General features: G+C 49.4%; 20 protein-coding genes and 1 pseudogene. 14 read left to right on the top strand and 7 right to left on the bottom strand.

What is annotated here, in order from left to right; all coding sequences use genetic code 11:
• Positions 1–425: 425 nt before the first annotated feature.
• The 6 genes from ACLQ7H_RS17710 to ACLQ7H_RS17685 all read left to right on the top strand — a co-directional run bounded on the left by ACLQ7H_RS17710 (position 426) and on the right by ACLQ7H_RS17685 (position 6,793).
• Complete coding sequence (locus ACLQ7H_RS17710) at positions 426–821, top strand: winged helix-turn-helix domain-containing protein (protein WP_411753788.1); 396 nt, start codon at positions 426–428, stop codon at positions 819–821.
• A 353-nt stretch (positions 822–1,174) separates the two neighbouring features.
• Positions 1,175–1,687, top strand: a complete 513-nt coding sequence (locus tag ACLQ7H_RS17705) for a fimbrial protein (RefSeq protein ID WP_411753787.1) — start codon at positions 1,175–1,177, stop codon at positions 1,685–1,687.
• 90 nt (positions 1,688–1,777) lie between these two features.
• Positions 1,778–2,467, top strand: coding sequence for a molecular chaperone (locus ACLQ7H_RS17700; protein WP_411753786.1), 690 nt, complete (start codon positions 1,778–1,780; stop codon positions 2,465–2,467).
• An 80-nt stretch (positions 2,468–2,547) separates the two neighbouring features.
• The gene (locus ACLQ7H_RS17695; RefSeq protein WP_411753785.1) at positions 2,548–5,142 is read left to right on the top strand and encodes a fimbria/pilus outer membrane usher protein; all 2,595 of its coding nucleotides are present in this window, start codon (positions 2,548–2,550) and stop codon (positions 5,140–5,142) included.
• A 49-nt stretch (positions 5,143–5,191) separates the two neighbouring features.
• Positions 5,192–6,190, top strand: coding sequence for a fimbrial protein (locus tag ACLQ7H_RS17690; protein WP_411753784.1), 999 nt, complete (start codon positions 5,192–5,194; stop codon positions 6,188–6,190).
• A 156-nt stretch (positions 6,191–6,346) separates the two neighbouring features.
• Complete coding sequence (locus tag ACLQ7H_RS17685) at positions 6,347–6,793, top strand: fimbrial protein (RefSeq protein ID WP_411753783.1); 447 nt, start codon at positions 6,347–6,349, stop codon at positions 6,791–6,793.
• A 155-nt stretch (positions 6,794–6,948) separates the two neighbouring features.
• Here the strand turns inward: ACLQ7H_RS17685 and ACLQ7H_RS17680 are convergent, their stop codons facing one another.
• Together ACLQ7H_RS17680 and ACLQ7H_RS17675 are read right to left on the bottom strand one after the other, a co-directional pair.
• Positions 6,949–7,881: a diguanylate cyclase gene (locus tag ACLQ7H_RS17680; RefSeq protein WP_411753782.1), complete on the bottom strand. Its 933-nt coding sequence runs from the start codon at positions 7,879–7,881 to the stop codon at positions 6,949–6,951.
• 255 nt (positions 7,882–8,136) lie between these two features.
• A complete protein-coding gene (locus tag ACLQ7H_RS17675; protein ID WP_411753781.1) occupies positions 8,137–9,072 on the bottom strand; it encodes a LysR family transcriptional regulator in 936 nt (311 codons plus the stop codon).
• Positions 9,073–9,208: 136 nt separating this feature from the next.
• Between ACLQ7H_RS17675 and ACLQ7H_RS17670 the strand changes: the two genes are divergently transcribed.
• Genes ACLQ7H_RS17670 through ACLQ7H_RS17660 form a run of 3 tightly spaced genes read left to right on the top strand, consistent with a single transcriptional unit; the run spans position 9,209 to position 11,397 of the window.
• The gene (locus ACLQ7H_RS17670; RefSeq protein ID WP_411753789.1) at positions 9,209–9,862 is read left to right on the top strand and encodes a DUF3313 domain-containing protein; all 654 of its coding nucleotides are present in this window, start codon (positions 9,209–9,211) and stop codon (positions 9,860–9,862) included.
• A 41-nt stretch (positions 9,863–9,903) separates the two neighbouring features.
• Positions 9,904–10,254, top strand: a complete 351-nt coding sequence (locus ACLQ7H_RS17665) for a DUF3302 domain-containing protein (protein WP_411753780.1) — start codon at positions 9,904–9,906, stop codon at positions 10,252–10,254.
• 6 nt (positions 10,255–10,260) lie between these two features.
• A complete protein-coding gene (locus tag ACLQ7H_RS17660) occupies positions 10,261–11,397 on the top strand; it encodes an HlyD family secretion protein (protein ID WP_411753779.1) in 1,137 nt (378 codons plus the stop codon).
• Between the two features lie 186 nt (positions 11,398–11,583).
• Here the strand turns inward: ACLQ7H_RS17660 and ACLQ7H_RS17655 are convergent, their stop codons facing one another.
• Positions 11,584–13,008, bottom strand: a complete 1,425-nt coding sequence (locus ACLQ7H_RS17655) for a PLP-dependent aminotransferase family protein (RefSeq protein WP_411753778.1) — start codon at positions 13,006–13,008, stop codon at positions 11,584–11,586.
• Positions 13,009–13,174: 166 nt separating this feature from the next.
• On the opposite strand from ACLQ7H_RS17655, the gene ACLQ7H_RS17650 reads away from it, so the two are divergent.
• On the top strand, positions 13,175–13,414 hold the full coding sequence (locus ACLQ7H_RS17650) for a DUF1127 domain-containing protein (RefSeq protein ID WP_411753777.1): 240 nt from the start codon (positions 13,175–13,177) through the stop codon (positions 13,412–13,414).
• A 592-nt stretch (positions 13,415–14,006) separates the two neighbouring features.
• Here the strand turns inward: ACLQ7H_RS17650 and ACLQ7H_RS17645 are convergent.
• Both ACLQ7H_RS17645 and ACLQ7H_RS17640 read right to left on the bottom strand, forming a co-directional pair.
• Positions 14,007–14,114 (bottom strand): annotated as a pseudogene (locus ACLQ7H_RS17645) (exo-beta-N-acetylmuramidase NamZ domain-containing protein); the annotation flags it as partial.
• Positions 14,115–14,159: 45 nt separating this feature from the next.
• Complete coding sequence (locus tag ACLQ7H_RS17640; RefSeq protein ID WP_411753776.1) at positions 14,160–15,020, bottom strand: SIS domain-containing protein; 861 nt, start codon at positions 15,018–15,020, stop codon at positions 14,160–14,162.
• Positions 15,021–15,247: 227 nt separating this feature from the next.
• Between ACLQ7H_RS17640 and murQ the strand changes: the two genes are divergently transcribed.
• From murQ to ACLQ7H_RS17625, 3 genes are all read left to right on the top strand, one after another.
• Complete coding sequence (gene murQ, locus ACLQ7H_RS17635; RefSeq protein WP_411753775.1) at positions 15,248–16,156, top strand: N-acetylmuramic acid 6-phosphate etherase; 909 nt, start codon at positions 15,248–15,250, stop codon at positions 16,154–16,156.
• A gap of 2 nt (positions 16,157–16,158) precedes the next feature.
• Positions 16,159–17,610, top strand: coding sequence for a PTS N-acetylmuramic acid transporter subunit IIBC (gene murP / locus ACLQ7H_RS17630; RefSeq protein WP_411753774.1), 1,452 nt, complete (start codon positions 16,159–16,161; stop codon positions 17,608–17,610).
• Positions 17,611–18,069: 459 nt separating this feature from the next.
• Complete coding sequence (locus tag ACLQ7H_RS17625) at positions 18,070–19,095, top strand: helix-turn-helix domain-containing protein (protein WP_411753773.1); 1,026 nt, start codon at positions 18,070–18,072, stop codon at positions 19,093–19,095.
• On the opposite strand, the gene ACLQ7H_RS17620 is transcribed toward ACLQ7H_RS17625, so the two are convergent.
• Positions 19,081–20,601: an MFS transporter gene (locus tag ACLQ7H_RS17620; protein WP_411753772.1), complete on the bottom strand. Its 1,521-nt coding sequence runs from the start codon at positions 20,599–20,601 to the stop codon at positions 19,081–19,083. The genes ACLQ7H_RS17625 and ACLQ7H_RS17620 overlap by 15 nt on opposite strands.
• Positions 20,602–21,007: 406 nt before the next feature.
• On the opposite strand from ACLQ7H_RS17620, the gene ACLQ7H_RS17615 reads away from it, so the two are divergent.
• Positions 21,008–21,199 carry a hypothetical protein gene (locus ACLQ7H_RS17615; protein WP_411753771.1) on the top strand — a complete coding sequence of 64 codons (192 nt, stop codon included), beginning with the start codon at positions 21,008–21,010 and terminating at the stop codon, positions 21,197–21,199.
• 59 nt (positions 21,200–21,258) lie between these two features.
• Here ACLQ7H_RS17615 and ACLQ7H_RS17610 read toward each other — a convergent pair.
• On the bottom strand, positions 21,259–22,498 hold a 1,240-nt coding region (locus tag ACLQ7H_RS17610), incomplete at its 5' end, for an amidohydrolase family protein (protein ID WP_411753770.1).

The following is a 22,498-nucleotide window of genomic DNA, read 5'->3' as shown; positions in this document are numbered from 1 at the left end:
CGACTTGGGTGTAATAAAATGAAGCTTAACGCTATCGTAATGTGACGTGGCTAACAGCACGCACTTTAGCAGCATAACTAAAAATGGGTGGTTTCAAATGACTTATAAATTATGTGGTTATGTGTATTTCAGTCTTAAATGTCGCGATTTATACTAAAATAGTTTTTTTTGCTATATAAAAATAACCACCATGTGATTAATGTCATGGGCTGTTTTTTGTTGTTTTTTCAGTCGAAAATATCGTTGTTTTAATAAATAATGGGATTCTTAACTGGTTTGGGTTCGGTGGGATAGGCTGATGAAAGCAATTATAGGGGATTTTTAGCTTATGGATAACGTTAAGACTTCTCTTATAATGCGCCTAGAAATCAGATTAATCCTTACTAACTCTAAGTGTAAATAAGAATAGAACTGAGAGGAGTAAAATGATGACTGATGGTAGGGAAGAAAAACTTTATGGCTTCATCATTAACGGTAATGTCCAGTTGGATATAGCTAATCGGAGATTATCGCGCTTCTATTCTCCGACGGAAAAATCTGCTTTGTTTGCTTATGTGATGCTAAATAAAACCATGCTCCAGTTACTCATTTACCTGTTAGAAAATGCCTGCAGGAATGAAATATCCTCCAAGGAAGAGATTCTTAGACATTTATGGGATGAACAAGAGGATTTTTCTTCCAATCAAAGGTTATGGCAAGTAATGAAAGAGTTGAAGCTAAAGTTGAGAGCCATTGAGCTTCCAAGTGATTTTATTGTCTCAATTAAAGGAAAGGGGTACTCTGTAAAAGAATATTCTATTGTTGCATTGTTTTATAAATAACTTGCCCTGTCGTCATTGGGCGTATCAATGCTGTGTATATGACATGGATATCACCTTGTGACTTTAATGAGTGTCGAGCGTTGTGTAAACAACGGGTGCGCTAATGGCTTTATATTGTAAAAAAGAACAAGCATCTAATTTCTATTTTTGAAATTAAAATAAACCCATTCGAAAATAAAACTCGGAAGCAAATACGTTATGGATTACTTAAAATTAAGTAAGGGGGGTGAGATAAGAAAAATTTAAATGTGTGTCGCCAGTGTAGAAATAAAGTTTACTCATTATCTAACGCATTGTTTCCTATGGGAGATGATGGTGTTAATCAACGCGTTTTTTTAAGGAATAAAAATATTATGAAAAAGACTCTGATCGCTGTAGCACTACTTTCTTCTTCTGTTGCCGCTTTCGCCGATGACGGCAAAATCGATTTCGTCGGCTCTATCACCGACGATGCATGTACCATCGTTAACAATATGGCTAACCCGCTCATCGTAACCCTTGGTACGGTCTCTAGAACTGCCTTCACTGGTGCGGGTTCTACAGCCGCTCCAACGAAGTTTACTATTGCACTGACCAACTGCCCTTCGAGCGTTAACTCCGCTGTGGTTAAATTTGATGGCCTTGTTGATAGCACTGTCAACTCTATCCTGGCTCTGACACAGGAGAGCGGCGTCGCCACTGGCGTAGGTATCCAATTGAGTGACAATAACAACGTCGTTGTTCCGTTGCACACGGCTTCTTCATCCTATGCGCTGCAAAACGGTGCCAACAATTTGGACTTCGTTGCACGTTATTACGCAACCGCGGATACAGTGGAATCGGGTTCAGCTAACTCAACCAGCAATTTCACTATTGTTTATAACTAATCTGTCCCTTTCTTATCCGCCCCTTACCGGCGGGGAGTGACACTTGCGGGCCGACTTTAGGTCGACCCGCTTTTATTTGGAGTATTTATTATGAACACCTGGCTTACTTCCATAGTGCTCTCTAGCCTTATTTTGGTGGGAGGTGCCGCGCACGCTGCTGAAATTGGCGGAGTCACCATCGGAGGCACCCGGCTTATCTATAAAGCGGCTAAAAAGGAGGCGTCTCTAAACGTCAATAACTCCGATGCCTCGCCTTATCTTATTCAGTCATGGGTCGAGCCTCTTAACGGTGGTGCTGAGAAGCCCCCGTTTATCATTACTCCGCCTTTGTTTCGTCTGGAAGGCAACCAGCAGAATTTGCTGCGTATAGTACGTACCGGAGGCAACTTTCAGGAAGACCGTGAGTCCATGTTCTGGCTGAACATCAAAGCTATTCCGGCAAGCAGCCAAAAAGAAAATCGCAATACTCTGCAAATTGCCGTCAAGACCCGCATCAAGCTGATTTACCGGCCGCAATCACTCAAGGGGATACCCGAAGATGTTACCTCTAAGCTCACCTGGTCTCAGAGTGGTCATCGTCTCACTGTCAATAACCCGACACCGTTCTACATGAACTTCAATCAGATCAGGATTGGCGGGCGCGAGGTGAAAGAGGTCACCTTTGTTGCCCCCATGAGTTCCGCTTCTTTTGACACGCCGGCTGGCGTATCTGGGGCTGTTACCTGGAAGCTGATATCCGACTACGGTGGCATCGGTGCTGAACATTCAGCAGGGCACTGATGAGTTTCACTGGCAGCATAAGGAACACGGAAAATCGTTCCCTTAAGATCCGCTTTTCCGATGGTATGGAGCTTTACAGGATGAAAATATCTTCTCATTGCCGCACTCGTTTTCGCAAAGGCAGACTGGCATGTTTTATTGCTTCTCAATTTGCCCTGCCAGTTTTATTGATCACGGAGGTTCAGGCCCGTGATTATTTTAACCCTGCACTGATTGAGCTCGGTACTCCAGGTCAGACCTCGGTTGATCTATCCACCTTCGGGGAACAAGGTGGGCAGATACCCGGCACCTATCGCGTGGATATCTATCTGAATAATGAAAAAAAGGAGACCCGACACGTCGAGTTCCGCATGATGCCCGATGTCGCTGGGCAGCTAACCCTGCTGCCATGTCTTTCCATTGATGACCTGGCTGCATGGGGAGTGCAGACTCAAAAATTCCCCGACCTTGGCCCCCCCGGAGCGGCATGTGCCAATCTGGCCGCGATCCCCCAGGCAAACAGCAACTTTCGCTTTACCAAGTTACAGCTATTGCTCAGCGTTCCCCAATCCGCAGTCAATAATGCCGCACGTGGCTGGGTTGACCCCAAACAGTGGGATGAAGGTATTCCTGCTGTGCTGCTCAATTACGGCATCAGCGGGGCCAATAACTATGCCAGAGCAGGTAACGGCGATAACAGCAGCAGCCAATTTGCCAACCTGCGTCCCGGCGTGAACCTTGGCGCTTGGCGCCTGCGCAACTACACCACCTGGACACGCAATAGCACCGGGGGCAGCAACGGACAGACGACCGATAAATGGAATACTGTTTATACCTATGTTCAGCGCGACATCCGAGCACTCAAAAGCCAGTTGACGCTAGGTGACAGAACTACCTCCGCTGATGTGTTCGATAGTATCCCCTTCCGGGGAGCACAAATCGCCTCTGATGACGATATGCTGCCAGAAAGCCTGCGCGGCTACGCCCCAGTCGTCAGGGGGATTGCGCGCACCAATGCCCAAGTGACTATCCGCCAGAACGGCTACGTGATTTATCAGAACTATGTTTCGCCTGGCAGCTTTGAAATCAATGATATGTATCCCACTGGCAGTGCCGGAGACCTCAATGTCACCATCAAGGAGTCCGACGGTAGCGAGCAGCAGCTCGTTGTGCCCTTCGCTTCGTTACCCGTACTACAACGGGAAGGTCAGCTCAAATACAGCATTACCTCCGGCGTCTACCGGGACTATGACAACAGCGTCGAGAAAACTCCGCTGACTCAGGGAACCTTTATCTACGGCTTGCCTAACGGATTTACCGGCTACGGTGGGAGCCAGTCTGCCAGTAAATATCAGTCTCTCGCGTTAGGTATAGGCAAAAACCTCGGTAATTTCGGTGCCATTTCTACCGACGTCACCCAGGCTTGGTCGCGTCAGAAAGGGGGCAACCGTGAAAATGGCCAGTCCTGGCGGGTACGCTACAACAAAAACTTTATCTCTACGGGAACCAACTTCGCCATCGCTGGCTACCGTTATGCCACTGACGGCTACTGGAGCATGCAGGAAGTGCTGGAAACCTACCGTGAGGGTAACGGTTACCCAACCCAGGAACGCCGCCGCAATCGCGCTGAACTCACTATGACCCAGTCGCTGTGGGAGGGGGCTGGCAACCTGGCGATCACCGCAGTGCAGGAGGATTACTGGAACAACGATCGCCGCATGAAGTCATACGGCGTGAGCTACAACAACTCCTTTAACGGCATCAGCTACGGTATTAATTACACCTACAACCGCAACTCTACTGCGACTTCTATGTATGGCAATAGCGGTAACGGGCGCGTCTACAGCAATGATCGGTTGATTTCCCTGAATTTGAGTATTCCTGTCAATGTGTTGTTTGGTCATCCGAGCTATGCCAGCTACATGATGAATACCAGTAAGAAAGGCAACACCACTCACAGCGTGAGCGTAAGCGGTAGCGCGCTGGCGGATAACAACCTGAGTTGGAGTGTGCAGGAGGGATATGGCACTAAAGGGCAGGGCAACAGCGGTAGTGTCAACGCCGACTGGCGAGCGACTTATGGAGAAGTCAGCGGTGGTTATGCCTATGACAAATACAACCAACGCCTCAATTACGGCTTACAAGGTGGGGTTATCGCACATGAAGACGGTATCACGCTTTCACAACCGTTGGGCGACACTATTGCCCTCGTAGCTGCTCCCGGCGCCAACGGCGTTAATGTTCAGGGACAGGTCGGTGTGAAGACGGACTATCGGGGCTATACGGTAGTGCCTTACATCAGCCCATACCGTAAAAACGACATCACCCTCAATACGGAAACCTTTGGGGATGACACTGAGGTCAATCTTACTACGCAAACGGTCATTCCTACCCGTGGCGCGGTTGTCAAGGCCAGTTATCAGACCAGCATTGGTCAGCGCGTGCTGATGGTGCTGACCAAACAGAATGGGCAGGCCGTTCCCTTTGGCGCCACGGTGACAGTGCAGGGCTCAAAAGAAGCACAAGGCTTCATTGTGGGTGATGGTGGGCAGGTTTATCTGACTGGATTAAGTAACAGCGGGACACTGTTGGTCAAGTGGGGCCTTAATCCAAATGAACATTGCTCAACCCAGTATGTTGTTCCGGGGGCTGAAAAGGCAGGCGGCATTAATAATATCAGCGGCCTGTGCCTCTAGGTGTAGAGCCGACAACCAAAGTTAGTCAATGATAGGAAACTTACATTTTATGAGCAGCAGAAAAAAACGCATATTATATACTGTCTCAGTACTCTCTTTGTTAATGGTTTCAACATTGTCCAGGGGAGCATGTACTGCGCCACTTACGAGTGTTAGCTTCCCCTCCGTTATCAATGTCCAACGGGATGCTACTGTAGGCACTGTTCTTGCCACGGTGCAAACGAGAACCCAAATCACCTGTGATACAGCAGGTGCGGATACTGTACTTGATGGCTCATGGTATATATATACCAGCTCAACCAATACCGACTATGGTAGCAGTGCTGTAGCAGACTCTAGGAAAACGGCGTTTAATGGCGTTGGTTTTTCATGGACAAATTTAAATTCATATCCAGGCACCTCTCAAATAATGACGAGTATAGCTGTAAATGACTCTGCTAGAAACCTGCGAGGGGTGACTTTTAATGGGGTGACGACCTTTACTGACACATGGTCTTTAGTAAAAACGAGTGCAATGACTTCTGGTACATTAAATTTATCTTCAATTGTTATGAACCAAAAAACGCCTGTTTCTGGTGTAGATAGGGGCTCTTTTTTCGCCTATTACTTTACTCCGGTAGTCATTAATGTCCTTGCTTGCTCCATCTCCACCTCTTCCGTCAATGTTGCATTAGACCCGATTATTGTCAGTAGCTTTACCGGGGCCGGGGTCACCTTAGGCGATAAAGCGTTTACTATTGGCTTGAACTGTGATGCTGGCACACGTATCAATGCCTCTCTTAGCGGTGTTCAAAACGCAGAGACTTCAGACAACAGCGTGCTGGCGTTAACCAATGCGGGGTCGGCCGGGGTTGCCTCCGGAGTCGGCATTCAACTGCTCTACGGCAATGCCCCACTTAAACTCGGTCAAAATATTGTACTCAAAACCTCTAGTGGTGGCAGCGAGTTTCCAAGCGGTGCATTTACCGCACGTTACTATCAAACCAAAGCAACCGCCACAGTCGGAGATGCTAACACTACGGCGACATTAAACTTAACCTATCAATAATAGGAAGTTTTATTTTGATAATCATTATTGTTCAGAAATGAAAATGTTAATAAGGAAAGTCATATGGTGACGTTGAAAAAAACAGGCAATACATGGCTGATGCTTGCTGGATTATTATTTTCTGCAACGGGAAACGCTGACCCTGTTCAAATTAATGTGACAGGTAAAGTCATCGCTGCCTCCTGTACCGTCAGCCCGGGTCTGGCCGGTGGGCAGACGGTCGACCTCGGCACCCTCGGACGAACCCGTCTCCAGCATCCTGGCGACGCGGGTGACTGGAGAAGCTTTAGCCTTAACCTGTCCAACTGCCCGCCTGGTACCTCCAGCAGCACCGTTACTTTTACCGGCGTGCCGGACAGTGATGACGCTTCACTTTTTGCCAACACTGAGCCTGCCCTCTCTTCCGCCCAAAATGTTGCGGTACAGATGGTCAAGGATAGCGACCGCAGCGTAGTGCTCTCCAACACCAGTACTTTTACCGTGGCTGTCGACAGCAGTCACAACGCCACGTTTCCGTTAGCCGCACGCCTCTTTACGCCCGTCGGGGGAGTGCAGGCCGGTGCCGTTGCCAGTGCCGTACTGGTCAATTTTACCTATCAGTAACTCGTGCCCGGCAGAAGTCGGGCACCCTGAATCATACAGATGTTATCGGGAGAAGAGCCCACTTGGCTGTGGGGGAGTGTAAAACCCCGCTAACGTTGGCAATATGCCGGGGATCTCCAGTTCATCCCCATGCCCCAAAGATTTTTGTACACAACCTAAAGACTGAAAAACTGATCTTTGCCCCGGGCTTTAGCTACGTAGAGAGCTTTATCGGCATGTGTCAGTAGTACGTTAGGCGGGGGTAGTCGGCCAAATGTATGAACTGAAAAACCGATGCTTATAGTCAAGTATCCTGTGCTGGAGGCGGAGTGCGGTATTCTCAAATCTCGCACGAGTTGGCATAGCGTCTGCACATACAGCGTTGCCTGGTCTTTTGTCATGCCGTTGGAGAGAATGACAAATTCTTCGCCGCCATACCTGGCGACAAAATCAGACCCCCGCTTGAAGGACTTGCTCAAGCAATCCGCGACACGTATTAGCGCTTCATCGCCAGCCTGATGCCCATAAATATCATTGAATGATTTGAAGTGATCGACATCAATCATGGCGAGCGTCAATGAGTCACCATTACGGTTGGCAATTTTACATTGAATATCGAACTGCGAATCAAAAAAGCGACGATTAAAAATCCCGGTGAGTCCATCCTTTATGGAGAGTTGCTCGAAGTGTATTTTCATTTCCTCGAGGGACTGATGCTCATCGCGAAGCTGTTGCTGGATTATCATTCTTGGTGTTACGTCTTTTTGGATCCCGATAAAATTGGTTACAGCCCCACTCTCATCATGAATTGGCGATATGCTTAACTCGTTCCAAAACATAGTTCCATCCTTGCGGTAGTTTCGCAAGGTTACAAGGCAGTACTCGCCTTTTTTAACGGCGTTGCGCACAATCTCCAGCTCTGGCTGTTCCCGATCGTTATTTTGTAGGTACCGACAGTTGATGTTGGTGATTTCTTCGAAGGAGTAGCCGGTCATCCTCTCAAAAGCCGGATTTACAAAAATCAACGGATTGTCGTCTATGACATTATCAGAGATGGTGATGCCGTCTCGCGAATCCATAACCGCTTGTTTAAGAATTTCAATCTTCATACAAAGTCCGTTAGTGAGATCGGAGGGAGAACGCTGTTGGTAAGCAACACAACATCAAGAGATCACAAACGATCAAATCAATTTTACAAGTGTAGTCGTTGAAAAAGGACCGTGTCCGGTTTTTTGACATTCGCGATAGTGTCGAAAACGAGGGATGGTTTGCCGGAGACTCCAGTGAAAACCTTCAATCGGTTTTTGGGGATAAGGCTGGGAACCGGGTTTCAAGTATCGCTTTGACGGTTATAGCCACTCCCACTAGATCAAACGCTGCTCATGCAATTGCATATTATGCATAATGCTGTCCATCATCACCTGAACCCTATGGGGCAACACCCCACGCTGGCGATAAATAAGAAAGGCTTGCATATCGATACAGCGCTCGCGTTCAATGCAAGGCAACAGGGAACCTGATTCCAGCGCAGAAGCGACCGAGTAATAGGGGGCATAAACAATGCCCAGCCCCTGTTTTGCCAGCTCGATGGCTGGCAGAATATTGTCGCATATGCTGCTACCAGTGACAGCCACCTGCATCAATTGGCCCTGCGAACTATAGCTGCTCCAGGTATTGTGGCTTCCCCCCAGCACCCGCAAGGTAATGCAGCGATGCTCTTTCAGCTCTGCTGGTTCGACAAGAGGTGCGTTAGCGACATAGCTAGGCGATGCAAACAAGCCGACGCGGAAACGGGTTAAGGGCCTGGCGATCAGGCTTTCATTTTGCGGTTGGAAGAAGCTGATCAGCAGATCGCAGTCACTGTCGAAAACGGCCCCGTACTTTTTCTCACGTTCATCCGGGTTACGGGTTACTAAATCGACGATCAGTTCGGGATATTCGCGCAGCAAGGGGGGCAGCAGATAACGGGTCAGGAACGAATGGATACCGATTGGTGCGCCGAGTGTCACTGTGCCGTTCAAGCTGCGTTTATACGTACCGGACATATCGAGCAGGTCACTATGTTCATCTAATAGCTGAGTGGCCCGACGTAAAAATTCTTCGCCAAACTCGGTCAAAGACAGCGTGCGTGGAGAGCGTAAAAAGATCTCCAGGCCCAGTCGTCGCTCAAGGGCTGTCAGGGTGCGCGACACATTTGACTGCGGCATAGCTAACCGTTGAGCGGCCTTGCTGATGCTGGCAGTTTCGGCAATGTAGCGGACGATCCTGAGTTCGTCGATCTTGAAGTCTTTGGGTTTCACTCTGCGCGCCAGTCTGATTTTGTATATCAAAAATGATATACAATTTTGCCGGTATTGTCATATGACTTATCAGTCACTAGTGGGTATTCTTTCAGCCAATTATTTGCTATGTAGTAATTTAATATTGGGAATTATGATGAGAATAACTCGTGCGACCCTTTTGCCTTTGGTGTTAATTTTGGCAGCTTGTTCATCCACGGTCACTGAAAAGGAAAAATATTCAAGGTTTCTGAATGATTACAGTGATATTACTAAAGGTATATCAGCCTCTGGCAAGGACGTTTTATATTGGAAAGAGACTAACGTTGACTTTGCTAAATATAAATATTTGGTTTACCAGCCGATGATCTACTTCCCTCGGCCGAAACCCTCTGAGACAGTAAGCCAGACTACATTGGATAATATCCTGAACTATACCAACCAGCAGTTTAAGCAGGCGATGGCCTCGCATTTTATCTTAGAGGATATGCCGCGTGAAAATACGCTTATTTTTCGCGGGGCTATAACCGCTATCGATACGCAGAAAAAGGGGCTTCAGGTGTATGAGGTACTGCCAATCACACTTCTGGTCGCTGCAACACAGAGTGTGACGGGTCACCGCACCATGGAGAGTTCCGTTTATATGGAAGGCGAGTTTATCGACGCTTCGACCAATCAGCCGGTGATCAAAGTGGCGCGGAAAGCATCCGGAAATAATTTGAATAATGAAAAGTCAAAATTAACAGTGACAGAGGTTAAAAACGCCATCGATATCATTGCCAAAGACATCAAAGAGTATAACGCGGCATAAAATCCCGATGAGTTATTCAGCGTTATCAACCAGGGTGTCGCATGTTTCTAGATTATTTTGCTTTAGGCGTATTGATCGCCGTGTTTTTGATTTTATTTTATGGTGTGATTATTATCCACGATATTCCTTATCTGCTGGCCAAGAAGCGGCAACACCCTCATCAAGATGCCATTCATGTTGCGGGCTGGGTCAGCCTGTTTACCCTACATGCTATTTGGCCACTGCTGTGGATCTGGGCAACATTATATCGGCCAGAGCGGGGATGGGGTATGGCCGCAAAGGTTGAGCAACCTGAAGTGTTGCAAGCGCGAATTCACCAGTTACAAAGCGAGTTGCAGCGCATGCAAATGCCTGTTGCAGATGAAAGTTCGCCGTCTGATAAAGGTTGTTGAAAGGGTATGGATCTTTTAATTATTCTCAGCTACGTTGCGCTGAGCTACGGCGTATTCAAACTGTTCCGTATCCCAATCAATAAATGGACCGTGCCGACCGCGGTACTTGGCGGTATTTTTATCGTGGGGGCTTTGATTCTGGGGATGAATTACAACCATCCCTACACCTATCGAGCACAGAAAATCGCTATTTCAGTGCCTATTGTTCCCCAGGTATCGGGAGTGATTGTCGAGGTCACGGATAAGACCAACATGTTATTGCATAAAGGGGATGTGCTGTTTCGCCTTGATGATACCCGTTACCGTGCCCGGCTGAACAAACTGCAGGCAGACCTTGCCAGTGCGCAAGCGGATGTCAGAACACGGCAGGCTGCGTTGCAAGAGTCTTCGGCCAATGTACAGCGGGTTTATGCCGAGTATGAACGAACCCGCAAGGATTATCAGCGCTATGCTAAAGGTGCGACAATGGCGGTTAATCCTTTTTCTGAACAAGACATCAGCCATGCTCAGCAGCAGTTCCAAGCGCAATCCGCAGCGCTGCAGGTTGCCAAGTCTCAGCATCAGCAGGCGCGGGAACGGCTTTCGGGCAACTACAACGGTGAGGATGCTCGCATCGCCAGCCTGAAATCACAGATTGCAGAGGCGACCTACAATTTGGAACAAACGACCATTCGAGCACCAAGCGATGGTTACGTCACTCAAGTGCTGGCCAGGCCTGGCACGACGGCAGTGCGTCTGCCGTTCAAACCGGTGATGACTTTTATTCCGCAACAAAAACGGCAGGTGGTGGCGGTATTCCGTCAAAACTCGATCCTGCGTTTAACCCGGGGCGACAAGGCTGAGGTGGTATTTAACGGCTTGCCCGGGAAAATCTATGGCGGCTCGGTAACGCGGGTGCTGCCTGTGGTACCCAGCGGCAGCTATCAGGCCAGCGGTGTATTGCAGGGGCTAAATGTCGGCGCTCAGCAAGAGGGGGTTTACGTGATGATTGATTTGGACCCTGTTCCAGACCTCGATAAATTGCCTGATGGGGTCACTGCGCAGACTGCGGTCTATACCGAGCACTTTGAGCATCTATCTATTATGCGTAAGGTCCTGCTACGCATGACCAGTTGGCTACATTATCTCTATCTGGATCACTAGCGGTTAGTGGTGGCAAAGGATGGTACTGCAGACACAAACAAGCCCGCAACGTGAATTGCGGGCTCAGATTGCTTCAGGCGTGTTGGATGCTAGGGTATCTGCGGCTTTTGAAAGTTCTATGAACGCCTATTCTCTGTATTGATAAAGGATTCTTTTCGAGTGACCAAGAGCATAAACTTTTGGCATTCATTTTTTAAGGTTCTCCAATAATTCATAAATCGTGTTACCCACCTTTTGGATCGCTTGCTCAATCTCACGGGTCATAGGCTTGCTGTAGCTGAGCCGCAGACAATTGCGGTATTTTCCGGCAGCAGAACTAATAAAACCGACGGCAATCTGTATGCCCTGCGGCAGCAAACAGCGGTTCAGGCGCAGGCTATCGAATCCGTAAGGCAGCTCCACCCATAACATAAAGCTCCCTTGCGGCCTGCTCAGGCAGGTATTCGGCGGGAAATACTTCATGATCCAACCCGTCATAATGTCACGATTACGTTGATATTGACGGCGCATACGGCGTAAATGTTGTAGGTAATGCCCTTGTTTGATGAATTCAGCCATTGCCAGCTGTGGCAAGGTGGGGACTCGGCCAGCGGAAATGTACTTCATATGTAACGCTTTTTCTAAGTAACGCCCTGGAGAAATCCAGCCAACCCGCAGACCGGGAGCAACGGTTTTAGAAAAGGAGCTACACAGCAATACGCGGCCATCCTCATCAAAAGAGGCAATGGTTGGCGGGCGTGGGTATTGATAAGCAAGCGCGCCATACACATCGTCTTCAATAATGGCAACGTCATAGCGTTGCGCCAGCGTCAACAGCGCTTTCTTGCGCTCATCCGGCATGCTGTAACCCAACGGATTATTGCAGGTCGGTGTCAGTTGGATGGCTTTAATAGGCCACTGATCCAGTGCCATTTCCAACGCCTCCAGGCTGATGCCCACTACCGGATCGGTGGGGATTTCAATCACCTTCATCCCCATCCCTTTCAGGGTCTGCATCGCACCATGAAAGCTGGGGGAATCCACCGCCACAATATCGCCAGGTTGGCAAACGGCCCCTAAGGCAATAGCCAGTGCGCCATGGCAGCCAGAGGTAATGATGATATTTTCTGCCGACTGATGGTTGCCACTGTCCAGCATCAGGCGGGCAATCTGCTCACGCAGCACCGTGGTGCCGTAAATACTGTCGTAATCCAGCCCTTCCTCGCTTTGATGCAGGCTGATACGGGCCAGCAAACGGCTGAGTATTTTCAGGCCTGGGCCAGACAGGTCCGGCGTGCCGACGCCCAGATGTAGCACATTCTCTTGAGCGCTAGCCTTCAAAAATTCCAGCGTATTTTCCCACTGAGATATCTCGACTGGCCGTTGTGCATGGCTGCATAGCGCGGGTAACGCTGGCAGATTTGAGCTACAGCGCACGAAGTATCCCGATTTCGGCCTCGCCTCGATCAGCAGGCACTCTTCGAGCTGCCGATAGGCCTGCTGTACGGTGCTGATACTGACCCCGTGCTCGTCACTCAACACCCGAACGGAAGGCAGCCGCTCTCCGGGCCCATACAGCCCTTCTTTAATGCGTTGGCTAAGGATATCGGCCAATTGTTGGTAGCGAGTCATGGATATCACCTGATAAAGAGAGGGGGACCAGTACAGATGGCGCTGATTTTTACCATTCAGACTGTTTAGCACATATCTGTATGGAAATAATAGCCGGATTTTGCATCTGTAATGTTTTTCAGCCAAGCATCATGCTAAAGGCTCATCGACTGACGGGGAGCTGATTATGAGTAATGTTATTGAAAATCAAATTGATGGTGGATGCTTGTCGGCTGAGAGAGCAACTAAGAAACGGCGCACTATTTTTGTCCGTTTATGGCTAAAAGCATACAGATCGGCAATGCGTTGGAATGAGCGACGCAAAGCCACCAATACATTGGCTAGGCTGAACGGCGATCAGCTAAAGGATATCGGCCTGAGCCGGGATGATATCAAGCGAGATTACAGCCGCCCGTTTTGGCGCTGAGAAGCGCATGAGAGAGGGCATGAAAACCCTTAATTTTCATGCTGCGCCCGCTTGGGCGGCGAGATAGTGGCTGATAGCAGAATAGGTACTTTGGGTCGCATTCATAAATGTTTATACCGGTGGTTTTCCTCGTGAACAGGCCCGTTTACCAGCGAAATGCTCGGTCATATTGCGATTGCGTTGCAATTGAGGCCGGGTGAGCTTGGTATATGTTTGTCTGCATCGAGTGACTGGTCAAGCGGCAGTAGAAACACGTGAGGATGAGATGCTGACTGTGCTACATTAATTTTTTCTCAAGGACGATGACTAATAAATGATCCATAACCCTACTCCACTGCTTATATTTCTTTTTTTGGTTTATGTAGTAATACCTCTGTCAGTGATCTTGATTGTTATAGGCATATTCCGAATAAAAAGAAGGAAAGCCGGGGCTAGGCGACTGATGGGGTCCGGCGTATGTATTCTCGTATGGGCAGTGGTGTGCATTAAGTATTGGTTGTGACAAGTAGTTCAATGCAGCGCCCCCACGTGTAAGCGCTGTGAAGGTTTGTCAGCAGCCTCGTTAAGGGGAAATTCCGCAGTTGCAAATAGCCATAGGTATCGGATGCATACCGATAACTGAGATATTTTCCTCCTCAAGAATGGGGCCAAACACCTGACTGCCGAGAGGGTTGGGCCTGTTGAGGACCATCATTTGTTGAGATCACTCTCGGCGTTGTTTTAATCAGAGCCAGTTTGCTCTGGGTCAGTCGTCCAGATTGTTAATGGTCATGCTCGCATTCAGCACCAGAGGTTTGGCAATCTCTTTGCGCTGTTGCATTAACGCCAGGAAAATCAAATCCGTCAGGGTATTCTGTGCGGTTCTGGACGAAATCGAAGAGCTACGCCACTCGTTTTCATCAGAGACACTTTCCAAGACATAATCGGCTATTTTGGCTAACGGATTGTCCTTGCTGCCGGTTATGGCTATCACCGTCGCTCCCTGCGCTTTTGCCATGGAGGCGGCGATATGCATATCCTTCCTGCGGCCACTGAAAGAAATCACGATCTGGACGTCTTTGGCAGTCAATGCCTGCGCGGTGGCAATCTGGACGTGAAGGTCGGCTTCTACCAGGCTCAGGATACCGATCTTCTGTAATTTATAGCTCAGATCTTTGGCTGTAAGGCCGGAACCCCAAATGCCCACGATTTGCACGCGTTGAGCGTTATCGATGGCATTGACCACCTGTTGGAAAACGGGGAAATTGATCCTTTTTGTCGTTTCTACGATGGCGGCAGTTTTCTCATGGGCCAGTTTTTGTGCCACCACCATCAACGAGTCTTCCGATGAGATGGCGTTATGTAAGGCCTTATGCGGAGAGGACTTGAACAGGTTATTTCTGCCCAGCTCCTCACTGATGGCAATTTTCAGCGCGGGGAAGCCTTTCATGCCGATTTTCTGGCTAAACTTGACGATGGCAGACTGGCTGACCCCCAGATCTTCAGCAAAACGGGAAGAAGACAGGCTCAGGACGGCTTCCGGGTTATCAAGGATATAGTTAGCGATTTTTTGCTGGTTTTCGGCCAGGCTTGGCAACAACCAGGTGATTTCATTTAGCACTGACACCCACAGTATCTCCACTATGTGTAATAGATTATTCCAGTCGTGGCACTTCCATTCCTTTGATTTATTTATTTGAAACTGTTAATAATTAAATTCTAATTGGCGTTTTTTTCTACATATTATTCCAGCTTCACCCATGGGTGAGAATAGATTTCGCGTGACAATTATCACATTTGCCGAATAAATAATTCCTTAACATTGTCGCAAATCTTAACCCATTGGAAGCCCCTATGAAGATTAATTTAAGCCAGATGGTGACAGAAAGCCGCAACCCGGCCAGTTCGCAAATTGATACGCTGCCCACACTGGATATGCTCGCCGTGATCAACAGTGAAGACCAAAAAGTGCCGCTGGCGGTAGCTGCCACCTTGCCAGAAATTGCCAGGGTAGTGGATCTGGTGGTAGAGGCTTTTGCCTGCGGTGGCCGATTGATTTATTGCGGAGCGGGCACCTCTGGCCGGTTGGGGATCCTGGATGCCAGTGAGTGCCCACCAACGTACGGCACGCCGCGTGAGCAGGTGATCGGGTTGATCGCCGGTGGTCATGCTGCGATTTTGCAGGCGGTAGAAAATGCTGAAGATAACCCGCAAATGGGGGAACAGGATCTGCGTAATCTCGGTTTCAACGCGCGTGATGTGTTGGTCGGCATCGCGGCGAGCGGCCGCACCCCTTATGTGCTGGGGGCTATGTCTTATGCTCGTAGCGTTGGAGCGACTACTGTAGCCATCTCGTGCAATCCGAATAGCGCAATGAGCCAGGCGGCGGATATTGCCATTGAACCGGTGGTGGGGCCAGAAGTGGTGACGGGGTCATCGCGCATGAAAGCGGGAACGGCGCAGAAGTTAATCCTGAATATGATCACCACCGGGGCGATGATCCGCAGCGGCAAGGTTTACAGCAACCTGATGGTCGATGTGGAGGCCACCAACGCCAAGCTTATACAGCGCCAGGTCAATATCGTGGTTGCAGCCACCGAGTGCAGCCCTGAAGAGGCGGAAGAGGCACTTAATCAATGTCAGCGCCACTGCAAAACCGCGATTGTGATGATCCTCGGCGGCTTGTCTGCACCGGAGGCCAGCGCGATTTTGAGTAACAACAAAGGATTTATCCGTCAAGCACTGCAAGGGATACAGGCATAACCATGGCGAAAATCACCGTTCCGATGATAGAGCAAATTTTACTCTTGGTGGGTGGCAGTAAAAATATCATTATCTGCGGTAACTGCATGACCAGGCTGCGTCTGACGTTGAAAGATCGTCAGCAAATACGGCTGGATGAGTTGAAGAAGATCCCTGGCGTAATGGGGGTAGTTAACGGCGACGATCAACTGCAAATTATCCTCGGCCCTGGCAAAGCGCAAACTGCCAGCGAGATGATGAATGCGTTGTTAACGGCGCAGCCGCAGCAGGAACGGGGGAATGCCGAGCAAGCGAACTTGCAGGCCCTGGCAAGTGAAAACAAGCAGCAGATGAAAGCCAAGCAAAATAGCGCGGTGCATAATTTCCTGACTAAATTTGCCACGATTTTTACTCCACTGATCCCGGGGTTTATTGCCGCAGGGTTGTTGTTGGGGATCGCCACCCTGATGCAGCAAACGCTGATCGTGGAGGGAGTGGCACCGGCCGCATGGCTAAAAGGGCTGATCGCTTACATGAAAGTGTTCAGCATCGGTTTGTTTACTTTCCTCAGTATCCTGATCGGCTTTAACACTCAGAAGGCCTTTGGCGGCACCGGGGTTAACGGTGCGATTATCGCTTCACTGTTTGTTTTACGCTATGTACCAGAAGGGACTACCGGCTACTACGCGGGCATGAGTGACTTTTTTGGGCTGGCGATCGACCCACGCGGTAACATCATTGGGGTTCTGCTGGCCTGTATCTTGGGCGCATGGATCGAAAGGCAGGTGCGCCGGGTGATCCCCGATAATCTGGATATGATCCTGACCTCGACATTCACCTTGCTGATCACCGGGGCTATTACCTTTGTGGTGATTATGCCGGTAGGCGGTGAGTTGTTTAAGGGCATGTCGTGGCTGTTTATGCACCTGAACGGCAACCCGTTCGGTACCGCCATTCTGGCCGGGTTGTTCCTAATCGCCGTAGTGTTTGGCATTCATCAGGGCTTTGTGCCGGTTTACTTTGCCTTGATGGATGCGCAGGGTTTCAACTCGCTGTTCCCTATTCTGGCGATGGCCGGTGCAGGGCAGGTGGGGGCATCGCTGGCGCTGTTTGCTCGCTCTCCTAAGGGCTCTTTACTACGCACCCAGATTAAAGGCGCCATTTTCCCTGGCCTGCTGGGGATTGGTGAGCCGCTGATTTACGGCGTCACCTTACCGCGTTTGAAGCCATTCGTTACCGCCTGCCTGGGTGGCGCGGTTGGTGGCTTCTTTATCGGTCTGGTTGCCTGGATGGGGTTGCCGGTGGGGCTGAATACGGTGTTTGGCCCTTCGGGCCTGGTGTCGATTCCATTAATGACCTCAGCCAAGGGAATTTTTGCCGGCATGCTGGTGTATGTCGCCGGAATTTTGATCTCTTATACCGCCGGCTTTATTCTGACCTGGCTGTTTGGCAGCAAGGATGTGGATTTAAGCTGAGTTGATGCTCTTATAGCGCAATGGCCCTGCTTGCAGGGCCATTGCGACTGCTGACAAACCTCTCACCGGGCTTACAACGTAGGGCGCCGCATGTTGCGCTCTTCCTGCAAAATTAAACCTTCGAATTAAGTATGGATTAATTTTTCTGTTGCTGAGGCTGAATTTATCGCTAATAACTAGTTAGATAATCAGGATTTCATCATGAAAAATATCACGATAAATTTAGTGTAATAGGTGATTAGCACGTTATGCATTACCGAGCCAGAAAAACAAAATATAATGATAGTAGCTTTGCATCTCTCCATATTAGATGGTTTCATTTCCCCAATCAATGATACACAGCCTTTCTATTCATCTCAGTGGAGCTATTAACGGTTGTTAACCTGCCGGAGGTAAATTTTATCGCCGAGTCAAATCTTACAATAGCTTGACAGTGATTTTTTGGAAAAGGTCTTAATTATGAACGATGACGATATAAGCTACCCCTACAATTTCTCCGTTCAGAATTACGCTGAAGATGAGCGGTTTGAAGCTTGGCGGGCAGAGCATCAGCATCATAACCTCTCGGTTAATCAGCATGATATCAGTATTGCAGATGCCGATTTTCGTGGCATACATTTGGGGCCAATGATGCTGGGTAATTGGCGATTAACCTCCATCAGGAAGAATAAGAAAGCCAATTTTGCCAAGCGTATGGCAGAAAAGATCCGTAAGGACAGCCTTGATCATTACTACTTTCGTTTAAGCCTCACTGATTCATGGCGTTACAGTGGGTTAACGCATCAGGTGGAGGTAAAGGCGGCTCAATTAGCGATGGTCGACCTTAGTCAACCTTATGACATGGGGATTGCTGACGGAGAGGTCATCATGCTTATGGTCCCTCGTGATATTCTGCCACAGGATATTTCTCAATTTCATGGCTCGGTATTTAATTCAGGCTTGGGCTATTTATTTGCCGACCATTTAAAAGCGCTTTTTCGCCAAGCACCTCAACTTTCCCCGCTGGAAATTCCATTGGCTATGGAAACGACATTATCTTTTTTACAAGCCATGCTCGTCACCTCACCTGATAATCTAAGGCACGCTTCGTTGGTGATCCAAACCGCACTGTTTCAAAAAATCAGAACCTATATCGATCAGCATCTTGAATCGGCACAACTTAACGTGTTGACGATTTGCCAGCAAATGGGCATCTCAAGAAGCCATCTATACCGCGTTTTTGCAGAGGTGGGCGGGGTCGCCAATTTTATCATTTTGCGTCGGCTGGCAAAAGCTCATGCGATTCTGAGTGCTGGCAGGGCATATAAGCCGAGAATATCTGAACTGGCATTTCGCTATGGCTTTAGCAGCCCGGTCCAATTCTCGCGCGCCTATAAGCGGCGATTTGGTTACACGCCCAGTGACACCCTGGCCGCATCAGAGCAATTGGTCAGGGCATCAGTAGAAACGAGTCACGAAGGTTCAGCGTGGTTACTCCCTTACTGAACGCTTTGTTGGCAAGGTAAAAAACAGCACTACCATGGCCATAGCCGATATCAGCAATAACAGCCACATTGATGAGTGGTAGCCAAACATGAATGATGAATGAAAAATTTCAGCTGCTTGCTGCTCAGGGACGCCAAGCTTTAGTAATTCTGAAACGGCCGTTTCAGGGCTGGCAAGTAGGGTCTGAGCCATGGGTTCAGTGACCGCGTTATTGCTCGAGAGGGTATTGAGCAATTGACTGGCGGCCATTTCCTGGTGTACCAATAGGCCCGCTGATAGGCCGATAGCACCGCCAAGATTATGAATAGTCCATGATGATTCCATCGCTACAGCCCCCATATTGGCAGGGACAGCTGACAGGGCGACGACCGTTGCCGGGCCGAGGATACAGGCCCAACCTACCCCCATGCAGGCAAAGGCAAGCGCGATCTGCAATAGGCTGGAACCTTCGGAGAAAAAACCCTGAATGAGCGCAGATAAGGCAAAAAAAGCAAATCCGCTGACGAGGAAAAGTTTTGCGCCAGTTCGCTCAATCAGACGCCCAACGATAGGGGATAAAATGGCAACTACCGCGGTGGTTGGCAAAAGCATAAGCCCAACCTGTAGATCGCCCAGTCCTTTAATTAAATTCAGGTACAGCGGCATTAAGAAAAAAGCCAGACAATAGAAGAATGCCAGCGCCGCATTTGCCGTTGCTGCGCTGAGGAACAAGCGATTGGCAAGAAGGTGAAAGTCCAGAATAGGGGAATCAACGCGTTGTTCGACGTAATAGAATGAGATGAGGGCAAGCACCGATATCGTTAGAGTTCCCAGTGTTTCAAGGGAGCTCCACCCCCAGCCACTCCCCTGGGTCATGGTAAGAACGCAGCCCGAAAGCCCAACGACCAGCAGGACGGCACCTCCCCAATCGATTTTTGATCCCTCTTCTTTATTGACGGACTCGCGAACGCTAACCAAACAAATCATCAGGCTAATCAGGATTAACGGCACATTAACCAGGAAGATCCAACGCCAGCCGACAGAGGCAACGATTACCCCTCCTAAAACCGGGCCAAGAGCCAGCCCGAGTCCATTTGCACCAAATAGCAGACCAATCGCTCTTCCTCGCTGGTCCTCGGGGAAAGCATCTGCCACGATGGCACCGGTGACGGTATATAAAACCGCACAGGCAATACCTTGCAAGAAGCGAAAGGCGATTAGCCAGCTAATATCATTGGCCAGCCCTGCAGCCAGAGAAGCTATGCCAAATGCCAATGCGCCCAGATAGAGAACCCGTCGGCGGCCATAGATATCGGCCAAACGTCCCATAATGACCATGAATGAGCACAGTGCCAGTAGGAACATGTTCACCACCCACTGTAATTGTGTGACCGTGGCATGTAAGTCTACTTGTATTGCCGGCAAGGCGGTGTTAACGATAGTGAAATCAATACAACCCAGAAAACTGGCGATACTGACGCCGATTAATACCCACCATTTTCTGTTATGTTCAGAAATATAACGCATTATTCTATTTCCTATTATTTCTCACCGCCGGTGAGTGATGAATTATGCAGTGGCCCCAGATCGATCTTGGGAATTTGCCTGTCGTTATTCATATCATCCTCCAATGAATACCCTCTATTGGGTTAGGTCTACCCTTAAACACTACGGCAAACTTCGGCTGGAGGGTTAAGCTGGCTGTCCCATTGTTGGGACCTTTTGTCCCAAAAAAGGATGAATTGAGAGGGGACTCCATTGTCTGGGCCGGAGGCTTGGTGGTAAGAGCGGTTTTGCTGAAGAATAGAGAAAGAAGTGAATCCAACGATGTTTTGCCTTGCAGCAACGCTTCCAGTTCTTCTTGCGCAGGTCAGTGGTTTATCATGCGACTAGCTGTTACGGTATTGCCTTTATGGATAGCAAGGAACAGGGAATGTTTGACATTATCAGCGATTTGGTAAGTGTGGTATTCAGAATTATTTTTGGGATATTGGATGCCCTCTACGAAACTGTGAACTTCATTTATTCTTTTACCAAAGGGCGCACGCGAAGGCGGGTGTTAATCACCATAGTGGTTTTTCTGGCCGTGATCGGTGCGTTCTGCTGGTGGATAGTGCCGGGTTAAGCCAATGATGATTTAAACGGGCGCAGCATGCTGCGTCCCGATAAGGTGCCAACTATCTATCAAACCTTACTACCTTGCCCAACGTGGCCCCAGACCATCTCGCCCTTATGGAACGTGGCGGTTCTTGGGGAAATACGCGCTACCGCCTCGGCGGAGCAGGAGGCATCTACCAGCACGAAACTGGCATCGTCCTGGGCTTTCGGCCATACGCGCTCACCCTTATCATTCAGCGGCAGGACATCACCGGTGGCGAGCGCCAATGAACGTGACAGGGTTCCCTCATTCGGGCGGACGTAAAGCTGAGCGTAAAGGTTGGCTTTCTCCAGCATGTCGCCCAAACCATACGGCGACCAGTGGTCGATCACGCTGTCGGTGCCGGTCATCAAAAACACGCCTTTTTCACGCAGTTGGCTGAGCGGCATGTGCATAGTGCCAATAGGCACCGTGGTGGCAATGGTGATCTGTTGTGCTGCCATGCGGGTGGCGATCTCATCCACCTGTTGCTCATTCATCATTGCCAGCGCAAAGGCGTGGCTAATGGTCAGCTTGCCCTTTAACTGTGGCGTTTTCTCAACGGTTGCCACCATGTAATTCACCGCCGCAATGCCTGCCGGGCTGGTTTCATGCAGGTGGATGTCCACCCCTTTGTTATAATCCAGCGCGATCTGGAACATGCTATCGAGCGATTTTTCCATTGCGCCATCGACGTTGGTCGGGTCCAGACCACCGACATAATGCGCTCCTGCCTGCATTGCCTCACGCATCAGCGGCTCTGATTTCGAATACAGCAAGCCATGCTGTGGGAACGCGACAATCTCGCAGTCAAAACCAGATTTGCGACGTGCCAGCACTTCTTGCAGATTCTCCAGGTTTTTCAGCCCCGAAGTTGGCTCAACGTTGCAATGGCTACGGGCGGTGGTGGAACCGTAGGACTGAATTAGATCGATCAGCTTTTCGGCCCGCTCTTGGGTGTAAGGTTGCAGTTCCGGCAGCAGCTTCTGCTCCAGCCTGATCATATCCTTGATGGTGGTGCCCGCCGGGCGATTCAGCGAACGCCATGGGCCGCCGTAAAAGGTTTTGTCCAGATGGATGTGCATATCTCGCATGGCGGGCAGCATCAGTTTGCCGCCAGCGTCGTAAACCGGCAGCGCGCTGTCTGCATGCTGGCGGTTATCGCGCAAGGCAACGATCTTGCCCTGGTTGATCACCAGCGTTTTCAGTTCGGTGCGAGTGCTGATCGGGGTTGCTCCCTCAAACTCAAAACCCGCCTCTAGCAGCACGTTATCCAGATAATAGTGC

The organism is Serratia sp. (in: enterobacteria) (assembly GCF_046715635.1).
Classification (GTDB): Bacteria; Pseudomonadota; Gammaproteobacteria; order Enterobacterales; family Enterobacteriaceae; genus Chania.
This window is presented reverse-complemented; position numbering and strand designations above follow the sequence as displayed.

Bases quoted from the DNA above. Each gene is read 5' to 3' on its own strand.
- ACLQ7H_RS17710 (WP_411753788.1), top strand. From the start codon at position 426: ATGATGACTGATGGTAGGGAAGAAAAACTTTATGGCTTCATCATTAAC.
- ACLQ7H_RS17705 (WP_411753787.1), top strand. From the start codon at position 1,175: ATGAAAAAGACTCTGATCGCTGTAGCACTACTTTCTTCTTCTGTTGCC.
- ACLQ7H_RS17700 (WP_411753786.1), top strand. From the start codon at position 1,778: ATGAACACCTGGCTTACTTCCATAGTGCTCTCTAGCCTTATTTTGGTG.
- ACLQ7H_RS17695 (WP_411753785.1), top strand. From the start codon at position 2,548: ATGAAAATATCTTCTCATTGCCGCACTCGTTTTCGCAAAGGCAGACTG.
- ACLQ7H_RS17690 (WP_411753784.1), top strand. From the start codon at position 5,192: ATGAGCAGCAGAAAAAAACGCATATTATATACTGTCTCAGTACTCTCT.
- ACLQ7H_RS17680 (WP_411753782.1), bottom strand. From the start codon at position 7,881: ATGAAGATTGAAATTCTTAAACAAGCGGTTATGGATTCGCGAGACGGC.
- ACLQ7H_RS17670 (WP_411753789.1), top strand. From the start codon at position 9,209: ATGAGAATAACTCGTGCGACCCTTTTGCCTTTGGTGTTAATTTTGGCA.
- ACLQ7H_RS17665 (WP_411753780.1), top strand. From the start codon at position 9,904: ATGTTTCTAGATTATTTTGCTTTAGGCGTATTGATCGCCGTGTTTTTG.
- ACLQ7H_RS17660 (WP_411753779.1), top strand. From the start codon at position 10,261: ATGGATCTTTTAATTATTCTCAGCTACGTTGCGCTGAGCTACGGCGTA.
- ACLQ7H_RS17655 (WP_411753778.1), bottom strand. From the start codon at position 13,008: ATGACTCGCTACCAACAATTGGCCGATATCCTTAGCCAACGCATTAAA.
- ACLQ7H_RS17650 (WP_411753777.1), top strand. From the start codon at position 13,175: ATGAGTAATGTTATTGAAAATCAAATTGATGGTGGATGCTTGTCGGCT.
- murQ (WP_411753775.1), top strand. From the start codon at position 15,248: ATGAAGATTAATTTAAGCCAGATGGTGACAGAAAGCCGCAACCCGGCC.
- murP (WP_411753774.1), top strand. From the start codon at position 16,159: ATGGCGAAAATCACCGTTCCGATGATAGAGCAAATTTTACTCTTGGTG.
- ACLQ7H_RS17625 (WP_411753773.1), top strand. From the start codon at position 18,070: ATGAACGATGACGATATAAGCTACCCCTACAATTTCTCCGTTCAGAAT.
- ACLQ7H_RS17620 (WP_411753772.1), bottom strand. From the start codon at position 20,601: ATGCGTTATATTTCTGAACATAACAGAAAATGGTGGGTATTAATCGGC.
- ACLQ7H_RS17615 (WP_411753771.1), top strand. From the start codon at position 21,008: ATGTTTGACATTATCAGCGATTTGGTAAGTGTGGTATTCAGAATTATT.